Below are 16,977 nucleotides of genomic sequence, written 5' to 3' on the forward strand. Positions count from 1 at the left end.
TAGCAGACTGCAACAACAAAAAGGGGCATCCCGTAAGTTCTGAACTTAATGGGGGGCCCCTTTGATGTACCGCCAGATCTTCCTACAAGTCCGCAGATGCCTGCTTTAACAAACCAGCCAACCATTCATAATCCGGGGTATCTTTTTCCTTGAGCTTGATCGTTTTACGCTCTTCCGGGCCTTCGAATATTCCATCGGGTAGATCAAGTCCGGTTGCATGGAAAATGGTGAAAGACACGGCCTGTTTGGATGGAGAGATGACTGCAGCGTACTTTCCGTTTTTCAAAAAATGAGGTTTCTTGTATTGTACGCGTTCCTGCACGTCAGGGATGGTATCATGCACCAACTGACGCAGTTGTCCAGCGACTTCTACTTGCCAGGGGATCTGAATTTGTTCAATAAACGCAGTGACTTCTGCATTCTTGGTCATGCTTGTTCACCCTCCGTATGGATCTGATTGTGTGTTTCCCATTCTGGTCTTAGGATTCCCATCATTAAGCGGTCGTAACGCTTACCATCACGATATACAGCTGAGCGTGCCCGACCTTCCAACTGAAAACCAGCCTTCTCATAGGAACGGATTGCTTTGGCATTGTAGGCGATGACATCGAGGCCAACCCGGTCCAGATTCATTTCATGGAACGCATATCGTAAAATAAGTTTCAACGCTTCCGTGCCATATCCCTTGTTGCGATGTTCAGCAAGTCCGATGCCAATGGCAAGCTGACCGCAGCGGTTATTCCATTCAATGCTGTGGATAACGACAAAACCGATCAGCGTATCCTCTTCATGCGTGCGCAGTCTGAAGTACACTTCCTTGTTCTTTGTTTCTCCCTCATCCTCCAACTGTTTCTCCGAATAGGGAATGGCAATATCGGTATCTACATTCCGAAGGTACTCCGGGTCTTCGTTCCATTGCAGCATCGTCTGCACGTCTTCAGGACGTGGTGGCGTCATCTTTAATCGTTTGCTATAAAACAGGTTGTCCGTTGTTAGTGTCATAGGGGTCTCCTTTAAAATAGGTTAAGCTTGCTTCACCTTGGTTTCACATTTAACTCTATGTATATTACGCAATAGACCTCGCTCCTTTGGTACCTGATAGCCTCATCATACTGGAAATTACAGGTGAATCACAATAGCGTATTTCAGTGGATATAAGTAGCCTCTTGTCACGAAACCTGACACGGTAGTAAGATGAAATGATTGATATACATTCAGTGATAAAACCAATAAAAATGTCGGCAGGAGTGGTACGTTATGGAGATCAAAGTGGATGATTTGAGTGGAGTCCAAGTTAAGGCTTTAATTGCGGAGCACTTGCAAGGGATGGCGGTAGATTCGCCTCCAGAGAGTATACATGCGTTGAATCTGGATGGACTCAAGAAGCCTGAAATTACATTCTGGTGTGCATGGGAAGGGGACGACTTGCTCGGTTGCGGGGCTATCAAAGAACTTAATTCGGAACATGCAGAATTGAAGTCGATGCGTACCGCTTCGGCTCATCTGAGAAAAGGCGTAGCGAGAAAAATTTTGGCCCATATTATGGACGTTGCAGTAGAACGTGGTTATAAGCGAATTAGTCTGGAGACGGGTTCAATGGATTCGTTTATCCCGGCACGGAAGTTGTATGAAGATTTCGGATTCGAATACTGCGAACCCTTCGCGGATTATATATTGGACCCGAACAGCACGTTTATGACGAAAATAATCTAAATGGATTCTCATGAGAAACCAGTATTCTGTTTTTTACAGGATGCTGTTTTTTTAATTTTGCAACATATCGTACATATCGAAAAGTGGAAAAAGAGTAGAATAAACTCAATCATGGAACGTGGACCTTTGTTACGAAGAGGGTGGAGGGAGTCGCATGATATATTGGTGGTTCGATCATATGAATCCGCTGTTTGCTGTCTTGGTGTTATGTCCCATCATTGCTGTGGTGCTTGGAGTAAGCAGTTATTTTGCTAAATGGTTTAGACTCTGGGTAGCGCTGATTATTTCTTTTATGCTGCCTTTGTTGTATATCGCGAGTGATCTTTCAACATTGGGTAGTAACATAGGCGCTTGGTTCATTTATGGGGCAGGCTACAGTGTGCTAACCTGGACTGTGCACAGATTGCTTCGTGCCATTGTGGGGTATAAAACATAGGTTATGTCCATATATGTATGGGATGAATTGGCCATAAGGAACTTCTGGGCTGATTGATGGACAATAGGGTATACTGGACATTATGTTTATGAGGTTGTTCAAAATTATGAAACAAGACATTACAGACGTTTTTTACATCAGGAGGACTTGAATTGGCTCAGACAGAAGGAACACTACAGAAGAAGCTTAAACCAAGACACATCAGTTTTATGGCTATGGGTGGTGTCATTGGAACAGGAATTTTCAAAGGCAGTGCAGAGACGATTGGACTCGCGGGTCCGGGCGTTATTGTCACGTACATTTTTGCTGGATTATTGTTGCTGGTCGTTATGGCCGCGATGGCGGAGATGGCTACGGTGTACAAGAACAAAAATATGAAAGACTTCGTGCAGGAAGCATTCGGTAGCAGAGTATCCTTTGTTATGGGATGGATGTACTGCTTTCTATGGTTATCGGTGTGTGTCATTGAGGTGATTGCCGCCGGGAGCTTTTTGCAGTATTGGTTCAGTGAAGTACCGCTGTGGATGCTGAGTCTGGCTTGTGCGGCGTTCATTATACTGGTTAATCTACTCAGTGTGGGTGTGTTCGGAGAATTTGAGTTTTGGCTAGCCGGGATCAAAATTGCCATGATCATTATTTTTATTTTCCTGGGTGCAGGGTTGATCTTCGGCATTATTCCAAGTGATAACACCCCTTATCTGCAAAATTACACGCAAGCAGGCGGGTTCTTCCCGAACGGATGGTCTTCGATCTTCTCGGCACTGCTTGTGGTCATGTTCTCCTATGGGGGATCGGAGCTGATTGGTCTGACCCTGACCGAGACGGAAAATGCAGAAAAGGTTATGCCCAAAATTGTGGGCAATTTCATGCTCAGAATTATTCTGTTCTTCACCTTGCCGATTCTCATCATCTGTGGTCTCATCCCCTGGAATGAGATCGGGCCGGAGAGCAGTCCGTTTGTACAGGTGCTCGCATCTACAGGACTGCCGGGAGCGGCACACATAATGAACTTTATTTTGGTGACGGCCGTTCTGTCTGCTGCGAATTCAGGGATCTACGGTGCATCCCGGATGATGCACTCCATGGCAGTAGGCGGGGAAGCTCCAAAGGCATTGTCACAGACGAATCGCAACGGTAGCCCAGTTAACACACTTCTGGTGTGCTCGGTCGTCCTGCTTGGAGGTTCTTTGCTTGGCCTGTTCGCGCAGGATCAACTGTTCCGGGTATTGCTTGCAGTTCCGGGATTTGTGGTAATCCTTGTGTGGATATGTATTGCCTCATCGCAGTTGAAACTGCGGAAGAAATATCCGGTTCAACCGACCTTCAAAGTCTGGGGATTCCCCTACATAACCGGAGTCGTTGTACTATGTCTGAGTGTGATTGCGGTGATGTTTGTATTCGATGAAGGTAATCGGTTCAGTATTAGCATCTGTCTTGCCGTGCTGGCGTTGCTCATTATCTGGTCCCTGATTCGATTCAGGAAGACGAATGGACGAACAGTTTAATATTTGTGACATTAACATGTAAAACACCACAACATCTCGGCGCTCGCGTCGGGGTGTTTTTTTTTATCATTTTTTGCTGCAAGGAACGTAAACAAATCCTAAGAAATGAAGCCTAAATCCAGCTCCAATGATCAAAGCTACCACAGCCATGATAGCGTTTTTATGTAAACCCAATATTTTCTTGCCTAAATCGACATATTCGTTTACTATTTTCCCATACTTAGTGCTTCAAGCATGTGTTTTTTGGGTAGCGCCTAGTCAAAAAGGCTTGGGTTCACGGGAGAGGAAGAGGAGCGGATGATCGGTTTTTTTAGAAAACGTTTGGTTGTACGCATTGTTGCAGTAGTTACACTGGTCATTACGATTATCGCCGTTGGAAGCATGCTGTTACAGGTGGCCAATATGAAGCTAGCTGCGCAGGAGGCCATTTCGAGTTACAATATCCAGATTGCTCAGAGTTATGTGAATCAACTGGATACAACATCTTATGCCGAGTTTGCCAAGGACCCCAAGGAGAATGACGAGTTCTTGAAGATTCGTGATGAACTGGATGACTTTCGTGTAAGTATTGGTGCAATGTATGTGTATTTCGTCAAAATAGATGACAAAGGTACGCCACTTATTATGGTGGACGGCATGAAGGATGCAGATAAAGCCTCACCGATTAATGAAGTAACGGATGTGCCACAGGATGCTATTCAGAAGCTGTTGCAGGGGCAAACAGCCAGTTCTTCGATTATTAACAATGAGGAGTACGGCGACTATATTTCCTCTTACGCTCCGATGCTGGATAGTAATGGGGCTGTAACAGGTGTGATTGGTATCGATACGGCGGTATCGGTGATCGGAAGCATTGAGTCAGATATCATGAAATCGAGTATTCCCTTCTATGCCTTGTTGCTACTCATTACACTTATAGGCATTGCTGTTGTCATGTGGTTTATCGTTAGGGGACTGCGACCACTTCAACCGCTGAAGGCGAGTGTTGAAAGAATGGCACAGGGTGAGCTTGCAGAAGCTAACCGAATTCTGACGTCGTATCGTTTGCGGAGTGAAGATGAGATTGGAACCACATACCAAGCGATGATACATATGTCGGGGAACTTGAATAAGATCGTGAGTAACATGGTTGAAGGTGTAGCAGTAACCACAGATATTTTATCGGAATCAACCAAGGAATTTAATCACAGTACTGAAGAGATGCTCAAGATGAGCAAGACGGTTGATCAGTCTGTTGAACAGATTAGGCAAGGGGCACATACTCAGAAGCAGGGTGCGAGCGATAGCGCGCATGCGATGGAAGAGATTGCAAAAGGCATAACGGATATTTCTGAATCCTCGATGATTGTGTCGGATGCGGCAACAAGTGCACTCGCTACGGCGGAGTCGGGTAAACAGAGCATGACACTGATGAAAACACAGATGGAGAGCATCTCGAATGTCTCAGGAGAAGTTGTAGCGATGGTTCAAGTGCTGAACAACTACTCCCAGGAAATTGGTGGTGCGCTGCATACGGTTCGTGATTTTGCGAGTCAGACGAAGCTGCTTGCGCTTAATGCATCCATTGAGGCAGCACATGCAGGAGAACACGGCAAAGGTTTTGCGGTAGTAGCGGATGAAGTTCGGAAGCTTGCAGAGGCCTCAAGCACATCCATGGAACTGATCTCGAACCTGCTGCTTCGCATTCAACAAGAATCACAGCAGATTGGCTCTCAGATGGGCGTTACCGCAACCGAGATAGGACAAGGGGTTACGATTACCGCAGAAGCGGAGCAAGCATTCGCCCATGTGGTTGATGCGTTCCAACTGGTGACCCGTCGTATTCAGGAAGTCTCCGCGGCGGCAGAGGAAATCTCGGCAGGATCGGAAGAGGCGGCAGCCTCGGTCAATACGATCTCCCAGATTTCAGCCGGGGTGTCAGATCATTCGGATGAAATCTATCGATTGATGCGTGAACAATCGGCCATGTTCAACAGGGTAGCGCAGACCTCGACCATGCTGGAGCAGCAGACCAACGAGATGAGCGAAGCCGTACGAAAAGTGAAAGTATAACCTGAGTAAAGTGTAGTAATAGTGACGCAAGAAGTAGTTAGAAAAGTGTTCCGCTCCTTGAGAAGTTGGTGTTCATCCAAAACTTCCTTCAAAGCGTGGAGCACTTTTTTGTGCGTTCATACCATTAAATGATCCAGCTCTATCGCCTGTCTGAAGCGTCGGGCGAATCGTTCTGCGGCTAAGGCGCACTCCTTGGATTCTGTCTGCACGAAGCCAATTTGCATTTTCGGTTGATCAATCCCAGCGATCTCAACCATCTTCACCAGACCTTCTTTCCATAATGGATTTTGGTGAAAGGAAAAGTCATGACCAATCGTGGCGGCAATATCGTTTCGTAACACCATATTGATCGCTTCTGAATTATTTGTTTTGAACAGAATGGACAGAGGCCCATGATCATAGGTGAATTCCTGGATGAAGTCTTCGATGAAACCATCTCGATAGAGTGCCAGCTTGTGTTCTTTTAATTGATTAGGTGTAACGCGGCTGTGCTTGGCAAGTTCAGACAGGTGATGCGTACCGACGACCAGCTTGCCCGAGTACATGGGACTGAAGTGAAGTCCATCGAATTCCCGCAATTGTTTGGCGTAGATCGCGATAAAGCCCAGATGGGTTTTGTTGTTGCGAATATCCTCGATAATTTCCATGGACCCTTTCTCTTCAATGGAGATGTTAAGTTGGGGGTGCTCATGCTTCATATCCGCAGCAGACTGGACAAGATAGGGCATGACACTTGGAAAAGTAGCCACATGAAGCTCTCCGGTAAGAGAGGAGGCTTCGGCGTTCAGGGATTTCAATTCATCAATCCGCTGTAAAATGTCCAGTGCTTTGGCAATGAATTGTTTGCCTTCAGGAGTGGGATGAGTTCCCTGCCGCGAGCGTTCGAACAGGATCAAGCCCAGTTCTTTCTCCAGACGGTGAACCGATTGGCTAATCGCCGATTGCGTGACATGTAGATGCTCTGAGGCGGCGGAGAATGATTGCGTTTTCGCAATTTCAACGACATATTCGAGCTGTTCCAGATTCATGATTTCATCTCCGTTTAGCATTAATATAACTAATGTTAACATTAGTATCTATAAATATGAATAATACATGAACAGCGATATAATATATAGACAAGCTTTATAGTTCTTTACTATATAAGTAGAACTTTAACTTTTACACCAGAAACGCAGAGTGCAGAACCAATCTGAAGAAGCAGAGCGTGCGCCTTTATCACCGGATTTTTCCCTTGAATCAAGGGAATGAAGAAAATCTGGGGATAAGAGTGATCGAAAGATGGTACTGCAATCAGCGTGATCAGGTCTAACATATATAGTTCAACTTATATAGACAATCAGATAAAGGGGATGATCGTAATGAAAGCAGCAGTATGGTACGGCCATAAAGACGTGCGTGTGGAAGAACTAGAGGTTTCAGTTGCTGAAGCAGGTCAGGTCAAAATCAAAGTGGAATATGCGGGGATCTGCGGCAGTGACTTGCATGCCTATCATCATGGTGTAGGGATTCAAGAAGGCGAGAATCATCCGCTCTCAGGACAGAAAGCACCGTTGACATTGGGTCATGAATTTGCAGGAACCGTGAGTGAATTGGGGAGTAATGTAAGCGGTATCAGTGTAGGTGACCGTGTTGTGGTAGAGCCGTTGTACCATTGTGGAAAATGTGAGTACTGTATCCAAGGTCGCTACAACCAATGTACTCAATTTGGATTCGTTGGACTGAATGGTGATGGTGGTTTTGCGGAGTACGTTGTTGTTGAAGCATATATGGTTCATCCCATCCCGGATAACGTCACTTTCGAAGAAGGTGCACTTGTAGAGCCTACAGCCGTAGCCTTTCACGCAGTTCGTCATAGCAAGCTGAAAGTGGGGAACAAGGTAGCCGTATACGGAGCAGGTCCAATTGGATTATTGACCATTCTGTCTGCTAAAGCTGCAGGAGTTTCTGAAATCTATGCAGTTGATGTATTTGAGGAACGTCTCGATCTGGCAGCCAAGCTGGGAGCGATTCCAGTGAACAGTGCCAAAGTCAATGCAACCGAAGTGATTTTGCAACAATCGGGTGGCATCGATGTGGCCTATGAAGCAGCTGGTGTGCAGCCAACGATGGACAGCGCTATTGCGGTTGTCAAAAAAGGTGGAGAAGTCGTTGTCATCGCAGCGATTCCGAATCCGCTTCAAGTGAACTTCTTCGATCTTCTGGTCAAAGAAGCGAATCTAACGGCAACGCTGGCATATCGCCACATTTTCCCTGAAGTAATTTCATTGATTGCGGAAGGATCGCTCGATGTGAAACAGGTCATCACCAAGAAAATCAAACTGGACGATATCGTGCAGGAAGGACTTGAGCTGTTGATGAGCGACAAGAGCCATGCGAAGATTTTGGTGGAGATTGGCGGTTAAAAAATCAATAGCGATGTATCATTTCAAATGCTGATTGAACATATATAAACGTAAAAAAGACCGTCATGATGGTGATCGGTCTTTTTTACGTTTCATTCTCCACTCGCTTACCACGGGTTATTGTTACCCTCCACTAGGAATCATACCGATAGCAAATGGCCTTTCCTCCAGTACCCTCGGAGCTGAATTCCACATCTTCCACAAAACCAAAACGTTCATATAACCGTATGGCATTGACCATTTGACCGCCCGTATATAAATACACCGTATTTTTGCCCATTTCTTTGGCAGAATCTACGCATTGCTGGAGCAATACTCTGGCAATCCCGTGACCTCTCCATTTTGGATCAACACCTAGCAGCCGAATAAACGGATAATCGATTGGCAATTCAAAGTTTGGATAAGCTTTGCGTGCTGTTTCGAATAATTGAACTGTACCAACGATCTGATCATCAATCTTCGCGATCCATAATTGTGTCAGGTACGGATTAACCACAGACTCTCGAATATCTTTTAGGTAGGCCTCCCACCGTTCATTTTTCTCAAATGTCTCCCGATACTCGGCGTAACTTGCAACAAGGATATCTACAATCTCTGGATGGTCTGTTTCTGTGGCAGGATGAATCGTAACGGCAGCCGTTGTCATCTTATAATTCCCCTTCTCTTATGGGTTAAGTGTGAAATAGAGTTTTCTTGCATTTTACCATAACGGATTCAATCCGATTCATTCAAATTTTCTATAGTTAACTCAGTCATTTCTATAGATCAAATCCCATCAGCGATTGAGCTGTATGGAATACAGATGATTGCGATATTCGGTTGGCGTATTGCCCTCGTATTGCTTGAACATACGCAGGAATAGCTTGTAATCAGAGAAGCCGCACTGTCCGGCAATTTCTTTTACACTGGCATTGGTGTTGAGCAGCAACTGTTTCGCCCGGCGAATTCGTTCCGTGAGGATATAGGTTTTGAGTCCGGTACCTTTCTCACGTTTCACCATTTTGGAGATATAGTCTTTGTTGAAATTAAAATTCTCTGCAATCTGACTCACCGTAATGTTCGTATGCAGATGAATATCCACCCACTTGCAAATATGGTCCACAATCGCATTGTGCGGGCGATAATCTGCCTTTATATTGCGCTCCAGTTCCTTGAACAACAGCAACAAAGCAGCGTCGGCTTCCTCCGATGAGAAGGATGACACATGCAGCAACTGCTTGAATAACTGATTGGCCATGGAAGGCACCTGAATGGTGGCATGTGTCCTAAAGCGATTGAATTCTGACTGCATGGCATCATAGTGAACCCAGTAGAAGCTCACGGGGGCGTCGCTGATCTGGTAGCCATAATGGGTACGACCGGCGCTCAGAAACAACAGATCATTGGCACGAACCACGTACTGTTCCTCGTCTTCCGCGATGTACATCTCACCTTCCAGCATCAAAATGATCTCGTGAACAGGCATGCTACGTCTCATGTGGCTCCAGTTACCTTCGGATATGAACTTGCCGCACAGGTAATGTTCCAGTGGCTTTTGCATAGGACGGATTTATCCACCTTTTCTTGGATTATGAGTCTGATGTAATTGTATTTTATTTGATAATATGAGGATATTCAAGCTCTATAGTAGATTGATGAGTATTAGTCATATGGAACAGAACACGGATTTTACCCCTCAAGAATGAATGGATATCTATTACATCCCGAGAAGGAGTGAATGTAATGATTGATACGAAAAAAGGATTTCTGGGACCGAAACATGTAGATCTGCTAAATGGTGTGTTCCAAACATCACAAGAGGTTGGGCAACGTTATCTGTTATCGCTGGATATTGATCGATTTCTGGCTCCATGCTTTGAAGCCCATGGTTTACCTGCCCGAAAAGAACGATACGCGGGTTGGGAGGCACGCACCATTAGCGGGCATTCCCTCGGACATTACCTGTCTGCTCTGGCTGTGACGTATCAAGCAACCGGGAATATTACGTTAAAAGAAACGCTGGATTATGCTGTCACCGAACTGGCGAGAATCCAACAAACGACGGGGAGCGGGTATATCGGCGGTTTGTCCGAAGAAGCGTTCCGCATCGCATTCCGCGCCGAACATATTGGTGGATTCAACATCGGTGAATACTGGGTTCCCTGGTACAGTGTGCACAAAATCTATCGCGGTTTGATTGACGCCTATAAGCTGACTGGCAACGGACAGGCACTAGAGGTGGTTACTCGATTTGCAGATTGGGCAGTAGAAGGCTTGCTTCCGATGACAGAAGAACAGATGCAGACGATGCTTCAAAGTGAACACGGGGGCATGAATGAAGTATTTGCACATTTGTATGGGATTACGGGCAAAGCCTTATACCTTGAGAGTGCTAATAAGTTCACCCATCAATTGATTCTTAGACCGTTGGAACACAAACAGGACGATCTTCAAGGCAGACACGCCAATACCCAGATTCCCAAAGTGATCGGTGCAGCCGAGATCTACAACCAGGATCACTCCCGCGAGAGTTACCGGACAGCAGCAGAATTTTTCTGGGATACGACCATTCATCATCGTTCCTATGTATTTGGTGCGACGAGTATTTCGGAGCATTACGAAGCGAAGGGCATGGAGAGTATTGGGATCAAGACAGGAGAGAGCTGCTGTACCCACAACATGATGCATCTGACGAAACAACTCTTTGCTTGGAATCCCGATAGCGCCTACATGGACTATTATGAAAACGCCATCTATAATCACATCCTCGGCACGCAGGACCCGGATACGGGGAACAAGACGTATTTTGCGTCAACGCTGCAAGGTCACTACAAAATCTATGGTACACACGATACCGCTTGGTGGTGCTGTACAGGATCAGGTATGGAGAACCCGGGCAAATATGCCGAGGCCATCTATTTCGAGGACGAACAGGACCTGTACGTCAACCTGTATATCGCTTCCCAACTGGATTGGACATCTCAGGGAATATCCCTGAAGCTCGAAACCGACTTTCCTTATTCGGAAAAGGTAACCCTGACGATCACCGGAGGCAGCGCCTCGGCCCATCTAAGATTACGCGTACCCTCATGGCTGCAACAGCCAATGACGGCAACAGTTAACGGGGATACGGAACATCCGTATACACGGATGGAACCCGGCTATCTTTCCATCGACCGCACATGGACAGCGGGCGATGTCATCACGATCACACTGCCGATGTCACTCTGCCAGTACACCTCGCGCGATGATGCCCATAAGGTGGCATTCCTGTACGGTCCGATTGTACTCGCCGGTGCACTTGGCAGCGATGGTCTGCCCGAGGATACAATTGTGGACGAAACAGCACTGAATCCCAAGACTGCACCTGTACCTGTGATTTGGACGGAGCAAGAGGATGTACGAGAGTGGATCAAAGCCGTAGATGCAGGCACGTTAACATTTGAACTTAGCAAGGATGTCACTTCCACAGGCGAAGCCGTGAAGCTCATTCCGTTCTATGATGTGCATCACGAATTTTATACCGTGTACTGGCCGTTTAACGATGAAGGTGATGCACTGGAGAAAGAATTAAATGATATTACGATCGACAGGGTCCAGGCGGATGGTCAGCAGGATGAAATTGGACATCAACTGGATAGCAACTGCCGTGGGGAGCATCATAATGGTTCTACCACGGATGGTCGTAAGAGATTGCATATGTGGCGAGAGGCTTTTGGCGTTAGCGGGGCGTACTTCAGTTACCAACTGGCAGTGGAACCTGCCGCAACTAATTATCTATGTGTGGCCTATTGGGGCGGAGATCATTCCCCATTTGAACGGGAAGGCACGTTATACGACAGACAATTCAGCATTATCGTGGATGGGACCGTCATCGGTGAGCAGCAAATTCATATGAACAAAATCGGCGAAGTATTCTATGTGACCTATGATATGCCTGAGACTGTTACATCAGGGAATAACAGCGTTACTGTGTCGTTTCAGGCAAAGGGAGACAATGGCTGTGCCGGGAAAGTTGTAGAGGTACGCACCACGCGAAGCAAACCGAAATCTATCTTTTCGTAATTAGGCACATAAGATAAGTATGGGAATGATACATGTCTACTTCAGAGGGTGAAATAAGGTAGCCATTTTCTAATTTTCTAACGAACCGTACACGCCTTAATTGAGCAATATAGGTGAGGTGGTAAAAAGGGACGAAACCGGATGATCTCCGTTTCGTCCTTTTTGCATGGCTCATTTTTCAGACAAGTCTTATATAAAAAATGACACGCATAGCTATTTTCCACGTATTATCTGATAACATTTCTTTTTCCACCATCTGCTGTTCTAGAAGACGAACTTCTACAGATTGACCACAAAATCACCTGCCAAGTTCCACGTTGTCCCTGAAAATATGAAATGGGATAAGCCCAAACCACGTATATTATGAGTATCCGAATATCCAATGTTATCCACCTGAGAGCGTTAACATCATGTACAATAAGAATAAGTTGATTAGGAAAATTACGACATGAAGCACCAGTATATAACATGAAAGGAGGTCGGATGATTGAACATGATCAAGTACATAAAATTATTGGGGTTGATCTTCGGTATTGTGGCTGTGAATGTTCTGGCATTCTCACCCGGCTTTATCGGGCTGAATTTCGGGGAGGGTGCATTTACAACTGCGCTATCCGTCACCCTTCTATTCGGCAGTGCAATGGCACTCTTATATGGCAGTTACACTTTGCTGTTCAGACAGCCAGTAGTTCTGCCCGTGAAGCATATCGAAACACATGAAGATTATGTGGAAGCCTTATCTTTTTATAGACGCATCAAAGTCCTCGAAGAAGATATTACGCTGGGGCTGTCCCAACTTAGTCGGATGAAAAAGAAAAAGGAAACACTCCTGAACGTGCTTCATCAACGGTTTGATCCCGGGGAACTGAGCTACAAGAAATTCGCTTCGGTCACACTGGAAGTGGAGAAGTTGTTATACCTGAACATTCGCAGTGTACTGAACCGGTTGAATGTATTCGATGAAGCTGACTATGCCAACATGATGAAATCCAAGTCCTCTACACTTCCCCAGAAACTTTTTCAGGAAAAGACCAAGGTATACAACGATTATCTGTCTTATGTGAAAAACGCACTCCACACTAATGAGGAGATTTTACTCAAGCTCGATCAGTTGTTACTGGAGATTTCACGTCTCGACAGCTTTGAAGCCGGAGATATTGAACAGATGCCTTGTATGCAGGAGATTGATCAGTTAATTAAGCACACCAAATTATACAGACAGTGAGGGGTTGCTCGTATGGCCAAGAAGGGAAAGTTTTTTTTCATATCGATTGTAATGCTGGTACTTGTATTCGGTCTGGTCTATGCAGGGATTACACTAACATCGAACTTTGGCAAGACGACCACACAGGTTAGCACAGAGAATGCGGGTAAGGAACTGGGCAAACTGTACGCGGACATTGCGCCGGGGACGGCGGAACCGGTTAAAGGACAGATTGATCTCGATCCCGTTGACGTGGCAGAATCTCTGCCGGATATCTCGAAATTTCCGATCGCTGTAGAGAATACAACAAATGATTACGTCGAAGTCTTCTCTTCTACAGAGAAGTCTGGCAGTGGGGTAGACGGCTGGTTAACCGAGGTGGGTGAGGAATTCAACAAAGCCAATATTACCGTTGGAGGCAAACAGGTATCGGTCAAAATACGCAATATTGCCTCCGGCACGGCTACCGATTATATCAAGTCTGGCAAGTATATGCCGGATGCATTCACACCTTCTAACGAACTGTGGGGCGAGATGGTTGAGGCCAGTGGGGTGAAGACCGAGATGGTGTCCGAGCGACTGGTCGGGAACGTTCCGGGAATTGTTATTTCCAAAGCCAAATATGATGCACTGGTTGATACGTACGGCTCCGTTAATGTGAAGACCGTAACCGAAGCGATTGCGAACAATGAACTTGCGATGGGATATACCGATCCATTTGCCAGCTCTACAGGACTGAATTTCCTGGTGACCGCGCTGAATACGTATGACAGTACCAATCCACTCGGTGAGAAGGCCGTTGAAGGATTCGAAAAGTTCCAGACGAATGTGCCGTTCACCGCTTCAACAACGATTCAGATGCGGGAAGCTGCCAAGTCTGGCAGACTGGATGCCTTTGTACTCGAATATCAGACGTATGTGAATACCGCTGATCTGAAGAGCGGATACGTCTTTACACCATTTGGCGTGAGACATGACAGCCCGCTGTATGCATTAGGGCAATTGCCGCAGAACAAGCAGGAGATTATCCAGAAGTTCGCGGAATTCGTAACCCAGGCGAAGTATCAACAATCGGCGGAAGAGTTCGGTTTCAATGGATTGCAGGATTACAAATCCGAACTGGCTACTGTAGATGGCGGCACGTTGTTGTCTGCACAGAAAGTATGGAAAGAGAAGAAGAATGGTAGCAAACCCATTGCTGCCGTGTTCGTGACAGACGTATCCGGAAGCATGGATGGCGAACCGCTCAACCGACTGAAGGAGTCCTTGCGTAAAGGTCAGAAGTATTTGGGCACGGACAACAGTATTGGCCTGGTCTCTTACTCCAGCGGGGTAACTGTGAATCTGCCGATTGCCAAATATGATACGAACCAGCAGTCCATGTTTGTCGGAACAGTCGATAGTCTGCAAGCTGGCGGCGGTACAGCAACCTTTGACGGGATCGTGGTGGCGATGAAGATGCTGGAAGATTATATGGCTGCTGATCCGAACGTGAAGCCGTTGATCTTTGTCCTGAGTGATGGCGAGACCAACGAAGGTCATACCCTCAAGGATATCCGGGATCTGGTCGAGACGTACAAAGTGCCAATCTATACGATTGGCTATAACGCGGACATCAAGGCTTTGGAGAGCATCTCCAGCATTAACGAAGCCGCAAGTATCAATGCCGATACCGACGATGTCGTGTACAAGATTGGTAACCTGTTTAACGTACAGATGTAATCTAAAGGGGGAACTATAGATGTCATTTTCAATGGAAATACCGAGCCAGAAGGAAATTCAGAAGGTGATCGAAGAAGAGGTGAAACCCGTGCCCGCCGAGGTCGCGGAGCTTCAACAAGTGGCGAATGCCAACGTAGAGATGATCATGACGCTAGATCTCGAATCCCTGGAGAAGCGCAAAGAGATTTTGCAATCCATTGACGGTTTTGGCATGAACACGATGAGATCCTCTTCTGAGAAAAACGCCTTGCTTCAAGTCTCTGTTGGACATCTGTCCAAGACGGGAGACGAGGGCGGTCAGGTCGCCAAAGGCTTGACCGAGCTCCATATGCAACTGAAGGATCTCGACCCGAGCGTGGTCGACTTTGCGAAGACCGGTTTCCTCGGAAAATTGTTCAATCCGCTTCGCGCCTATTTCCTGAAATACCAGAAGGCTGACGCAGTCATCGCTGACATCGTAACCTCTTTGGATAAAGGCAGATCTACCCTGCGTAACGATAATACAACCCTGGAGATTGAACAGCAGAACCTGCGGGAACTCACCAAACGACTGCAAAAGGAAATCCAGCTTGGCGTGCTCATGGATGAGTCCATCGATGGCCAGATTGAAGCCGCCAAGGTCCGCAACGAGGACCCCGAGAAAGTCCGTTTTATTACGGAAGAAGTATTGTTCCCACTCCGTCAACGGGTGATGGATCTGCAGCAGATGTTGGTCGTGAACCAGCAGGGCATCATGGCGATTGAAGTAGTCATCCGCAATAATAAGGAACTGATCCGAGGCGTAGACCGTGCGAAGAATGTAACGATCTCGGCACTGAAAATTGCCGTTACGGTAGCCAGTGCTTTGTATAATCAGAAGATTGTATTGCAGAAAATTGAGTTGCTGAACCAGACAACCAACGATCTGATCGCAGGTACTTCCAAAATGCTGAAGGATCAGGGGATTGCCATTCAGAAGCAGGCGTATGAAGCCAGCATCTCCGTGGATACGATGAAACAGGCGTTCACCGATGTGTTGTCTGCGCTTGATTCGATCAGTCTCTATAAGCAGGAGGCTTTGCCAAGAATGAGGGAGACGATTACTCAGTTCCGTGAACTTGCTGATACCGGGGAGCAGCAGATTCAGCGGTTGGAAAAAGGGCAGAAGCTGGGGCTGTAATCAGAAGAGAGAGAGAAATAAAATTTTTACGTAATAGATTGTTATCTTATTAGTAATTAGAAAAAGCGACCATTCCTCATTAAGCATGGGGAATGGTCGCTTTTTGGGCTTCTATGAAGATTGGTACTAACTGTCATACCCTAAACTTATTGCGTAAGAGTATAACTGTTGTTCGCATTGGTCCATTAGAACACTAGCGGTGTTTACTTTGGCATTACCCTGTTTTAGTAACGTGTAATTCACTTTGTTCTTGGATACTGCCTTTTGATACAACAGGTACCCTTCGAGCTGAGTGTAACTTGCCTTGATAAATGTGGCGTGGATTTTCTTGATTTGCGGGTTGGCAGGCTTGATTTGTTTTGCCTTGGATACCAATTTCGTATAATTGGGGATCACCGTATTCGTAAGTTTAAGGTACATGGACTTGCGGTTTGTTGAAGTTACCTGGGTGTCGATACTTTCCAAAGCGGTAAAGGCTTTGGCCTCATAAGTTTCAAGAGCAAATAACTGATTAGTGTACTCTTTAAATTCTGCATAACTCTGATCTGAATCTGAATATGTAGAGGTTGCTACTTTGGCTGCATTGGCAGAAGTGGCTGGAGAGAGAAGCACTCCGCCAAGCAAAACAAAACTGGTAATCAATGATATAATCCACGACTTCTTCAAATGTATTGTCATCCTCCTTTTGTTTGTATTCTATTGGATAACCTAACATATCAATACCAGAAATTACAGGA

General features: G+C 46.1%; 15 protein-coding genes. 9 read left to right on the forward strand and 6 right to left on the reverse strand.

Translation table 11 applies throughout. The annotated features are described in order from the left end of the window. Positions 1 to 82: 82 nt before the first annotated feature. Together MHI06_RS04780 and MHI06_RS04785 are read right to left on the reverse strand one after the other, a co-directional pair. Positions 83 to 430 (reverse strand): DUF1801 domain-containing protein, encoded by a 348-nt coding sequence (locus MHI06_RS04780; protein ID WP_340015803.1) that lies wholly within the window; start codon positions 428 to 430, stop codon positions 83 to 85. Further along, positions 427 to 1,002, reverse strand: coding sequence for a GNAT family protein (locus MHI06_RS04785; protein WP_211175795.1), 576 nt, complete (start codon positions 1,000 to 1,002; stop codon positions 427 to 429). Before MHI06_RS04785 ends, MHI06_RS04780 begins: the two co-directional genes overlap by 4 nt. Before the next feature lie 255 nt (positions 1,003 to 1,257). On the opposite strand from MHI06_RS04785, the gene MHI06_RS04790 reads away from it, so the two are divergent. The 4 genes from MHI06_RS04790 to MHI06_RS04805 all read left to right on the forward strand — a co-directional run bounded on the left by MHI06_RS04790 (position 1,258) and on the right by MHI06_RS04805 (position 5,706). Continuing rightward, positions 1,258 to 1,713: a GNAT family N-acetyltransferase gene (locus tag MHI06_RS04790; RefSeq protein ID WP_340400647.1), complete on the forward strand. Its 456-nt coding sequence runs from the start codon at positions 1,258 to 1,260 to the stop codon at positions 1,711 to 1,713. 154 nt (positions 1,714 to 1,867) lie between these two features. After that, entirely contained in the window at positions 1,868 to 2,149 is a 282-nt protein-coding gene (locus tag MHI06_RS04795; protein ID WP_340400648.1) for a hypothetical protein, read from the forward strand. Between the two features lie 152 nt (positions 2,150 to 2,301). Beyond that, positions 2,302 to 3,654, forward strand: coding sequence for an amino acid permease (locus MHI06_RS04800; RefSeq protein WP_036672627.1), 1,353 nt, complete (start codon positions 2,302 to 2,304; stop codon positions 3,652 to 3,654). A gap of 297 nt (positions 3,655 to 3,951) precedes the next feature. Beyond that, on the forward strand, positions 3,952 to 5,706 hold the full coding sequence (locus MHI06_RS04805) for a HAMP domain-containing methyl-accepting chemotaxis protein (RefSeq protein WP_340400649.1): 1,755 nt from the start codon (positions 3,952 to 3,954) through the stop codon (positions 5,704 to 5,706). 116 nt (positions 5,707 to 5,822) lie between these two features. Here the strand turns inward: MHI06_RS04805 and MHI06_RS04810 are convergent, their stop codons facing one another. Beyond that, positions 5,823 to 6,734, reverse strand: coding sequence for a LysR family transcriptional regulator (locus tag MHI06_RS04810; protein ID WP_340400650.1), 912 nt, complete (start codon positions 6,732 to 6,734; stop codon positions 5,823 to 5,825). 333 nt (positions 6,735 to 7,067) lie between these two features. On the opposite strand from MHI06_RS04810, the gene MHI06_RS04815 reads away from it, so the two are divergent. After that, a complete protein-coding gene (locus MHI06_RS04815; RefSeq protein ID WP_340400651.1) occupies positions 7,068 to 8,111 on the forward strand; it encodes a 2,3-butanediol dehydrogenase in 1,044 nt (347 codons plus the stop codon). Positions 8,112 to 8,244: 133 nt separating this feature from the next. Here the strand turns inward: MHI06_RS04815 and MHI06_RS04820 are convergent, their stop codons facing one another. Further along, positions 8,245 to 8,757 (reverse strand): GNAT family N-acetyltransferase, encoded by a 513-nt coding sequence (locus MHI06_RS04820; RefSeq protein WP_340400652.1) that lies wholly within the window; start codon positions 8,755 to 8,757, stop codon positions 8,245 to 8,247. Positions 8,758 to 8,886: 129 nt separating this feature from the next. After that, positions 8,887 to 9,651 carry an AraC family transcriptional regulator gene (locus MHI06_RS04825; protein ID WP_340400653.1) on the reverse strand — a complete coding sequence of 255 codons (765 nt, stop codon included), beginning with the start codon at positions 9,649 to 9,651 and terminating at the stop codon, positions 8,887 to 8,889. Between the two features lie 182 nt (positions 9,652 to 9,833). Between MHI06_RS04825 and MHI06_RS04830 the strand changes: the two genes are divergently transcribed. The 4 genes from MHI06_RS04830 to MHI06_RS04845 all read left to right on the forward strand — a co-directional run bounded on the left by MHI06_RS04830 (position 9,834) and on the right by MHI06_RS04845 (position 16,240). Further along, complete coding sequence (locus MHI06_RS04830) at positions 9,834 to 12,155, forward strand: beta-L-arabinofuranosidase domain-containing protein (protein ID WP_340400654.1); 2,322 nt, start codon at positions 9,834 to 9,836, stop codon at positions 12,153 to 12,155. Positions 12,156 to 12,648: 493 nt separating this feature from the next. After that, positions 12,649 to 13,380 carry a hypothetical protein gene (locus tag MHI06_RS04835; RefSeq protein ID WP_340402051.1) on the forward strand — a complete coding sequence of 244 codons (732 nt, stop codon included), beginning with the start codon at positions 12,649 to 12,651 and terminating at the stop codon, positions 13,378 to 13,380. 12 nt (positions 13,381 to 13,392) lie between these two features. After that, the gene (locus MHI06_RS04840; protein WP_340400655.1) at positions 13,393 to 15,081 is read left to right on the forward strand and encodes a VWA domain-containing protein; all 1,689 of its coding nucleotides are present in this window, start codon (positions 13,393 to 13,395) and stop codon (positions 15,079 to 15,081) included. A 19-nt stretch (positions 15,082 to 15,100) separates the two neighbouring features. Continuing rightward, positions 15,101 to 16,240: a toxic anion resistance protein gene (locus tag MHI06_RS04845; protein WP_169483125.1), complete on the forward strand. Its 1,140-nt coding sequence runs from the start codon at positions 15,101 to 15,103 to the stop codon at positions 16,238 to 16,240. Positions 16,241 to 16,366: 126 nt separating this feature from the next. On the opposite strand, the gene MHI06_RS04850 is transcribed toward MHI06_RS04845, so the two are convergent. Beyond that, positions 16,367 to 16,906, reverse strand: coding sequence for a hypothetical protein (locus MHI06_RS04850; RefSeq protein WP_340400656.1), 540 nt, complete (start codon positions 16,904 to 16,906; stop codon positions 16,367 to 16,369). Between the last annotated feature and the right edge of the window lie 71 nt (positions 16,907 to 16,977).

Source organism: Paenibacillus sp. FSL H8-0079, from assembly GCF_037991315.1.
In the GTDB taxonomy this organism is placed as follows: Bacteria; Bacillota; Bacilli; order Paenibacillales; family Paenibacillaceae; genus Paenibacillus.

What these genes read in the sequence shown, in the direction of transcription:
- MHI06_RS04780 (WP_340015803.1), bottom strand. Translation starts at nt 430, where the DNA reads ATGACCAAGAATGCAGAAGTCACTGCGTTTATTGAACAAATTCAGATC.
- MHI06_RS04785 (WP_211175795.1), bottom strand. Translation starts at nt 1,002, where the DNA reads ATGACACTAACAACGGACAACCTGTTTTATAGCAAACGATTAAAGATG.
- MHI06_RS04790 (WP_340400647.1), top strand. Translation starts at nt 1,258, where the DNA reads ATGGAGATCAAAGTGGATGATTTGAGTGGAGTCCAAGTTAAGGCTTTA.
- MHI06_RS04795 (WP_340400648.1), top strand. Translation starts at nt 1,868, where the DNA reads ATGATATATTGGTGGTTCGATCATATGAATCCGCTGTTTGCTGTCTTG.
- MHI06_RS04805 (WP_340400649.1), top strand. Translation starts at nt 3,952, where the DNA reads ATGATCGGTTTTTTTAGAAAACGTTTGGTTGTACGCATTGTTGCAGTA.
- MHI06_RS04810 (WP_340400650.1), bottom strand. Translation starts at nt 6,734, where the DNA reads ATGAATCTGGAACAGCTCGAATATGTCGTTGAAATTGCGAAAACGCAA.
- MHI06_RS04815 (WP_340400651.1), top strand. Translation starts at nt 7,068, where the DNA reads ATGAAAGCAGCAGTATGGTACGGCCATAAAGACGTGCGTGTGGAAGAA.
- MHI06_RS04820 (WP_340400652.1), bottom strand. Translation starts at nt 8,757, where the DNA reads ATGACAACGGCTGCCGTTACGATTCATCCTGCCACAGAAACAGACCAT.
- MHI06_RS04825 (WP_340400653.1), bottom strand. Translation starts at nt 9,651, where the DNA reads ATGCAAAAGCCACTGGAACATTACCTGTGCGGCAAGTTCATATCCGAA.
- MHI06_RS04830 (WP_340400654.1), top strand. Translation starts at nt 9,834, where the DNA reads ATGATTGATACGAAAAAAGGATTTCTGGGACCGAAACATGTAGATCTG.
- MHI06_RS04835 (WP_340402051.1), top strand. Translation starts at nt 12,649, where the DNA reads ATGATCAAGTACATAAAATTATTGGGGTTGATCTTCGGTATTGTGGCT.
- MHI06_RS04840 (WP_340400655.1), top strand. Translation starts at nt 13,393, where the DNA reads ATGGCCAAGAAGGGAAAGTTTTTTTTCATATCGATTGTAATGCTGGTA.
- MHI06_RS04845 (WP_169483125.1), top strand. Translation starts at nt 15,101, where the DNA reads ATGTCATTTTCAATGGAAATACCGAGCCAGAAGGAAATTCAGAAGGTG.